Source organism: Sphingomonas pollutisoli (genome assembly GCF_029167165.1).
Taxonomy (GTDB): domain Bacteria; phylum Pseudomonadota; class Alphaproteobacteria; order Sphingomonadales; family Sphingomonadaceae; genus Sphingomonas; species Sphingomonas pollutisoli.
Genome location: NZ_JARFNJ010000042.1, coordinates 1 through 3801, shown reverse-complemented (window position 1 = coordinate 3801; position 3801 = coordinate 1). Strand labels below are relative to the sequence as shown.

3 protein-coding genes are annotated in these 3801 nt (G+C 61.2%); all 3 read right to left on the bottom strand.

Annotated elements, in window-relative coordinates:
• Positions 1-85: 85 nt before the first annotated feature.
• The 3 genes from PX554_RS26435 to PX554_RS26425 are packed head-to-tail and all read right to left on the bottom strand — an operon-like array spanning position 86 to position 3671.
• A complete protein-coding gene (locus tag PX554_RS26435; RefSeq protein WP_009823939.1) occupies positions 86-1090 on the bottom strand; it encodes a site-specific integrase in 1005 nt (334 codons plus the stop codon).
• Positions 1087-2442 (bottom strand): tyrosine-type recombinase/integrase, encoded by a 1356-nt coding sequence (locus tag PX554_RS26430; protein ID WP_009823940.1) that lies wholly within the window; start codon positions 2440-2442, stop codon positions 1087-1089. The genes PX554_RS26435 and PX554_RS26430 overlap by 4 nt, the downstream gene beginning before the upstream one ends.
• Positions 2439-3671: a site-specific integrase gene (locus tag PX554_RS26425; RefSeq protein ID WP_007015824.1), complete on the bottom strand. Its 1233-nt coding sequence runs from the start codon at positions 3669-3671 to the stop codon at positions 2439-2441. The genes PX554_RS26430 and PX554_RS26425 overlap by 4 nt, the downstream gene beginning before the upstream one ends.
• Positions 3672-3801 lie beyond the last annotated feature (130 nt).

The following is a 3801-nucleotide window of genomic DNA, read 5'->3' as shown; positions in this document are numbered from 1 at the left end:
CTTATCGCGAGGAAGCGGTAATGCGGAGGAGCGCGGCGTAGTCCTGCAAAGCTGCGGAACATTTCGCCACGTCCTTCACATTATTCTATAGGGTGTCGAGCCATCCCATCAGATTGGCATCTCGCTTCCACGAAGGTGGCACGTTGCTCGCCGCCGGGGCGCCAACCTGTTCCAGCGCCTTTCGTTTGGTCTCCAGATTGGCCTGAGCATAGTGATTGGTCGTATCGAGACTGACGTGCCCGAGCCAACTGCGGATGACGGTGATATCGACCCCGGCGGCAACGAGGTGGACGGCGGTCGCGTGCCGGAAGCTGTGAGGCGTAACGTGTTTTGACTGGAGGGTCAGCGTCGATTTCGCGGCTTGTTCCACGTAGGCGTTGAGCTTGAACCGCACCCCTGACGCCCCTAGCGGTTCACCGTATCGATTGACGAAGATCCGCTCATCGGGCGCACGGGGCTGTCGCTCCAGTAGCTTCCTGAGCAATGCCACGGTTTCTGGCCAGAGCGGGCAGATGCGTTCCTTGCGCCCCTTGCCGTAAAGACGCACGAAGTTCGGTGCATCGAACCGGATTGCTTCGGGACAGAGGTCAAGCGCCTCTTGGATTCGCGCGCCACTGTTATAGAGGAACGAGAGCAGTACATGGTCGCGCAGCCCTTCGAGTGTCGATCGGTTGGGCTGGGCGAGGATGGCCTCGACCTCCTCGGGCTCGAGGTAGCACGGCGCGGAGGTGGGCTCCCGCTTCAACGGAACAGCCAGGACCTCTGAGCACTGCGCGATGTATTCCGGATTCTTGTCCGCCACGAAGCTGAAGAAGCTGCGGATGGCGGCCAGTCGGCAGTTCCGCGTGCCGATCGTGGTCTTGCGGCCATGCTCGGTATGATGAAGGAACGCGCGCACCTCGCCGGCCGAGACGTCGGTGAGCGTCAGCCGCGCGACCCCGCAGCCTTTTCGCTCCGCGACGAACCGAAGCAGCAGCCGCCAGGTGTCGCGATAAGAGCGGATCGTGTGGATTGACGCGCTGCGCTGCTCGGCCAGCCACTCCTGGAAGAACGCCCGCAACAACGCGGGCAATGGATTGCCTTTCCTCATGGCCGCGCCTCCGTGACAAGGCACGGGGCGCCGAGCGCGCGGAACCGTTCACTGGCTTCCTGCAACAGATCCTGCGTGACGGTGATGTAGACCAGCGTGGAGTGGAGATCCCGGTGCCCCATGTAGGTCGAGAGGAAGTGCAGTTTTTCCTGAGGGTTAATGCCGGACCGGTACCACTGGAGGATGCGGTTCACCACCATCGAGTGACGAAGGTCATGGACCCGCGGCCCGGTCCGGCCCGAAGCGGGCTTGAGCCCAGCACGGCGCATGACGTTGGTAATCATTGTCGTAACCGCCTCGGGCCTGTAGCGGTCATTTAAGTGGGCATGCCAGAACAGCCCTGATTTCGGGTTCTGTGGGCCGCCAGCGCGCCGCCTCGCATCGATGTACGCGCGCAGTTCGACCGCGACACTGTCGGATAGAGGCAAGATCCTGGTCTTGTAGAACTTCGTTTCCCGGATCGTGATCGTGCTTGATTGCAGGTCCACGTCACCAAGATCGAGCCATGCCAGCTCGCTTCGCCGTAGCCCGGCACAATAGGCCAGCATGATCATGGTGTAGAGGGTCAACGGCCGCAGCGGAGCGTCCGGCGACGGATAAGTCCGTGCGGTATCGAGCATACGCCGAACGTCAGCCGGGCTGAAGATATGCGGTTGCCGATGCTCCCGCGCTACTTCCCGCTCTGGCCGGGGATTGAAGCGCTTTGGCGGGATAGTCGGATCGAGGCGGAACCGCGCCTTGGTCAGGATGCGCGCCAGCTTCTGGCATTCAGCCGCGTGGTTGCGGGTCGGCTTGGCAGCCGCCCAGCTCGCAATCATTGCCTCAAGTGGTTGCTCCGCGAGGTCGGGACGGGCCTGAAGGAACCGATCGAACCGCAGCAGCCAGTGAGCCTGCGCTTCATATTGATATCCCCGGCTGCGCATCAGCATGACATGGTCTTGCATGAAGTCACCCAGCACGCTGCCGAAGGGCGCAGGCCGTCGTAACGCGGCCAAGGATTCGTCGGGATTCGGGGAAGCCAAGGCCCGCCAGATCGGCTTGCTTTGCTTGACGTTGTACCGACGGCGAAGTGCAGCAACAGGGTTGTCGGCGATCAGCCCGATTTCGACGAGGTGGTCGAGGAAGCGGTCGACAATGCAGACCTGATTGAGCAGCGTCGACAATCGCCAACGTTTTTGCATCTCCTTCAGCCAGGCGTCGAGCATCTGCCGGTCCACCGCCGGATGCCGGCGGGCAACATCTTCGAAGGTGCAAAGGAACCAGCGATATGTCGGTACGCTTCCCGGCCGGAACTGCGATTTTACCAGGAAGGCGTCGACGACGGTGCGATCGGGATCGTGCCAGGCGCTCATGACAGCACCTCCATTCCAGGCACCTCGAGTGCCACGGCTCGGAGATCATCTGTTGCCAGTTTGAGATAAGTATTGGTGGATTCGGTGGATCGATGCCCGAGCACGTCGCCGATGATCTTTTGCGGGACCGATGCCCGCAGCATTTCGACCGCACGTGCGTGGCGGAAGACATGCGGCCCCCGCTTTCCTGCTGGCACTACGCCTGCGGCGGCCAACCGACCGCGGATCATGCCGTACAGGTTCGTCATTGCGATATAGGGTGCGCAGGATCGGACGAAGATTTCCCGCACTTCAACCTGGGGCCGCCCAAGGCGCAGATAATCCAGCAGCGCTTCACCAACAGTCACCATTAGCGGCATGTACGAGTACGCGTTGGTCTTGGTGTGGCAGATCCGGAGGGATTCTGCGCGCCAGTCCACGTCATCGAGCCGAAGGCGGCATATCTCACCTTCGCGCAGCCCATACGTGGCAAGCAGCTGAAGTATCGCATAATCGCGTAGTCCGCGTGGCGATCTGTCCTCCTGCGTTGTCGCCAGAACCGCGGCGATTTGGCTCCTTTCCAGCGTCGACGGCACATCTTCGTAGGCATAGAGCATGGGGCCGATGATGTGTGGCGTCAGATCGGTCGGGATGCGACCCGTCCGATGCAGATGGCGAACCACCGAACGGAGACGCTCAGCGACATCGGCCAATGATTTGCGCCGTAAACCAGGCGCGCGCATGTCCATGTAGAGATCGATGTCCACGATGCTCAACGTTTCGAGGCTGGCGGCACCGGCCCGGTCGAACTGCCATCGCAGGAAGTTTCGCGCCTCCCACATCAGCGCCGCAATGGACGCGCTTGCCAAACCGCGCTCCTCGCGCAGCCATGCCTCGTATTCGCGGCAAATTTCATGTCGATGCTCGTCATCGGGACCGATCATTTCTGCGTCCGGGGGCCAATTGCCTTGAGCAAGCCGGAGGAGCTTGGCGATCGCGGTGCGGGGCAACATGTGCCAACGCGCACTGGGAGGCCGACCGTACTGGATCTCAAAATCCTGAACCGCATAGCCAAAATACTGATCGACCTGCTGCGGCGTCACAGTCTCGACCTGTATATCGCACTCGGCCAGATAATCGAGAAACGCGCGGGCGTAGAGACGGTGGTTCGCCACGACCACGGGATTGTAATTCTGTGTGGTGAGCGAATTCGAGAGTTCGGTGATCAACTCGTCATGCAACTTCAACATGATTGCCTCCTCAGCTGGTCCAGGGACCGCCGAGGTTCGCAACCAATATAATGCGCAGCAACTGCGCACACTATCATGGGAATTCGCCGGTTACGCCGCGCTCCTCCGCATTACCGCTTCCTCGCGATAA

Bases quoted from the DNA above. Each gene is read 5' to 3' on its own strand.
- PX554_RS26435 (WP_009823939.1), bottom strand. From the start codon at position 1,090: ATGAGGAAAGGCAATCCATTGCCCGCGTTGTTGCGGGCGTTCTTCCAG.
- PX554_RS26430 (WP_009823940.1), bottom strand. From the start codon at position 2,442: ATGAGCGCCTGGCACGATCCCGATCGCACCGTCGTCGACGCCTTCCTG.
- PX554_RS26425 (WP_007015824.1), bottom strand. From the start codon at position 3,671: ATGTTGAAGTTGCATGACGAGTTGATCACCGAACTCTCGAATTCGCTC.